2 protein-coding genes and 1 pseudogene are annotated in these 3,119 nt (G+C 70.5%); 2 read left to right on the forward strand and 1 reads right to left on the reverse strand.

What is annotated here, in order from left to right; translation table 11 throughout:
* A pseudogene (locus AC1D15_RS24130) lies at positions 1–198 on the forward strand (c-type cytochrome); the annotation flags it as partial.
* A 48-nt stretch (positions 199–246) separates the two neighbouring features.
* Complete coding sequence (locus AC1D15_RS24135; RefSeq protein WP_477827959.1) at positions 247–3,015, forward strand: immunoglobulin domain-containing protein; 2,769 nt, start codon at positions 247–249, stop codon at positions 3,013–3,015.
* On the opposite strand, the gene AC1D15_RS24140 is transcribed toward AC1D15_RS24135, so the two are convergent.
* On the reverse strand, positions 3,016–3,119 hold a 104-nt coding region (locus AC1D15_RS24140; protein ID WP_477827960.1), incomplete at its 5' end, for a LuxR C-terminal-related transcriptional regulator.

Consider the following 3,119-nt stretch of genomic DNA (forward strand, 5'->3'; position numbering starts at 1 on the left):
GGCGACGCCAGTGCGATGGCGCACTACGCCGATGCGGGCGCGTTCGTCCGGATGCTGCGCAGCGGCYGGCGCCCCGACGGCAGTGCGATCAGCCGCGTGATGCCGTTCGAATCGCTGCAGGCGCTGAACGACACCGATGCGCAGGCGCTGTACCTGCACCTGAAGGGGCTGGCGCCGCGAGCCGCCGGCAACCGCTGAAGCCCTCTTCCTGAAGCCCTCCTCAATCCTCACCAAGGGACACCGATGATGAAATCATTCACCCACGGGCTGGCCGCCCTGCTCGCCAGCCTCGCCCTCKCCGCGTGCGGCGGCGGCGATTCGAACGATGGCGGCAACAACCCGCCACCGGCCACCGCCAGCGTCACCGGGCACGTCGTCGACATGGACAGCGACCAGGCCGTCGCCAACGCCACCGTCACGGCCGGCAGCGCGAGCACGAAGACCGCGAACGACGGCAGCTTCACGCTGACCGGCGTCGCGCCGGCCGAGCGCGTGACCGTCAAGGTCGAAGCCACCCAACACGGTGCGAACGTCGCCGTCGTCAAACTCGCCACCGGCAGCACGGCCGACATCCGCGTGCGCCTGCTGAAGCTCGCCGCGCCGCAGACCTTCTCCGCTGCGGCCAGCGCCGTCATCGGCAACGCCGCCGGCACCGCGCAAGTGGCGCTGCCGGCCGCCAGCCTGGTCGACGCCGAGACCGGCGCGCCCGCGGCCGGCACCGTGTCGGTCAGCGTCACGCCGGTCGACCCGGCACGTGACCCCGAGCGCATGCCCGGCGGCTACACGACGCTGCAGAACGGCAGCGTGCGCGCGATCGAGAGCTTCGGTGCGGTCAAGGTCGACCTGCGCGATGCCGACGGCAAGCGCCTGAACCTGAAGCCCGGCAGCCAGGCCACCGTGCGCATCCCGTTGTCGACCCGCTCGCCGAACCCGCCGGCCAGCGTGCCGCTGTGGCATTTCGACGAGGCCAGCGCGCGCTGGGTGCAGGAAGGCACGGCCACGCTGAGCGGCACCGGCGCGAACCAGTACTACGAAGGCACCGTCACGCACTTCAGCTACTGGAACGCCGACCAGGTCGCCGAGACCGTCGACCTCGAAGGCTGCGTGGTGACCGCCGACGGCAAGCCGGCGGCGAACGTGCTGGTCAGCACCAGCGGCGTCGACTACTCCGGGCGCAGCTCGGCGATCACCGACGCCACCGGCCATTTCGTCGTGCAGGTGCGCAAGGATTCGACCACCTCGGTGTGGGCCGCGACCGACAAGCTCGTCACCGCCATCCACGAAGTGACGATGGGGAGCGAGAACGGCGCGATGACCGAATGCATGGTGCTGGAAACCGCGACCACCGGCAGCAAGCTCGCGCCGAAGGTGACGAGCAACCCGCGCGCGCAGACGGTGGCGATCGGCGAGACCGTGATGTTCTACGCCACCATCGACGGCACGCAGCCGATGACCTATGTCTGGCTGCGCAACGGCGTCGAGATTGCCGGCAGCGACAGCAGCTTCCTGTGGCTGCCGGAGGTGACGCTGGCTGACAACGGCGCCGTCTACAGCCTGAAGGCCACCAACGCCGCCGGCAGCGTGACGACCACGACCGCCAAGCTCACCGTCAGCGCGACGCCGATCCCGCCGACGCTGGCCTGGGCACCGCGCGACGCGACGGTGAATGCCGGCGAGACCGCCGTCTTCACGGTGGGCGTGACCGGCAGTGCGCCGTTCACCTACCAATGGAAGCGCAACGGCCAGGCGATCGCCGGTGCGGCATCGCCCAGCTACGCGTTCACGACGGTCGAGGGCGACGACGGCGCGCTGTTCAGCGTCACCGTGAGCAACGCCGGCGGCACGCTGACGACCGACGCGGCGAAGCTCACCGTCATCCCGGCGCAATCGCCGCCGGTGATCACGACGCAGCCGCAGGGCATCGTCGTCAACGTCGGCAGCTCGGCGGTCTTCGCGGTCGAGGCCAAGGGCAGCGCACCGCTCGCCTACCAGTGGCAACGCAACGGCACCGACATCGCCGGCGCATCGGCCAACGTGCTGACGCTGGCCGCGGTGACCGCGGCCGACAACGGCGCGCAGTTCCAGGTGGTCGTGAAGAATGCGAAGGGCAGCGTGACGAGCGCCGCCGCGACGCTGACGGTCAACCAGGCCAGCGACGACCAGCAGGCGAAGCTGCTCGCGCTGATGACCGCGTGGCTGCCAGGCATGGAAGCCGCCGGCGCACCGCTGCAGTTCGCCGACGACGGCTTCAAGGTGCTGGCGGTCAGCGCGGTGTGCGGCGGCGGCACGGCAGGCATCACGCTGGATGGCGGGGCCGCGCCCGCACCGGGCACGACGCTGCCGACCGGCAACCACACGCTGGCCGCGCAGTTCAATGCCTGCCGCACCGAATCGACCTCGCTGTACACCGGCAGCAGCAGCCTCGCGTACAGCTTCGCGGACCTGGCGCACCGTGTCGGCTCGGCGCAGTCGACCGTGACCGACTTCCGCGTGACGGCCGACGACATGAACGGTGACGAGAAGACGAACCGCGTGCAGGGCAACGCGAAGGTCGAGCTCGACGGCAGCCTGAACGGCACGACCGAGACCACGAAGCTGCGCTACCTGCCGGCCAACGGACTGACCGTGACCGACGTGGCGACCCAGTCGGTGTCGACCTTCACCGGCGGCAATGCACTGATGCACACGGTGACGCAGGGCGTGGAGCCCGCGGTGCAGACGCTGCTGATCCGCGAGGAGTACGCGCAGCTCGCGTTCAGCCGCGGCGGCGTGAACTACGTGGTCGACGGCTTCTTCCAGCTCGACTTCGGCACGCAGCCCGGCAGCTTGAGCGGCAGCGGCACCGTGACGATCAGCGGCAACGGCCAGGTGATCGGCCGCGTGCGCGGCACCGAGGGCGGGCTGGTGGTCGAGATCGTCAACGGCGGCCTGCTCGGCAGTCTTCCGCCGGCGAAGCCGCAGTCCGCGAAGGCGGTCGCGCGATCGCTCGCGAAGGCCACCACCCGCGGCCGCTGATCAGAGCAGCCCGGTCGTCATCGCCTTCAGGGTGGCGGCGGCCCGGGTGGTGCACTCGAGCTTGCGGAAGATGTTCTCGAGGTGGGCCCGCACGGTGCTCGGGC

Source organism: Rhizobacter sp. P2_H2 (assembly GCF_056403375.1).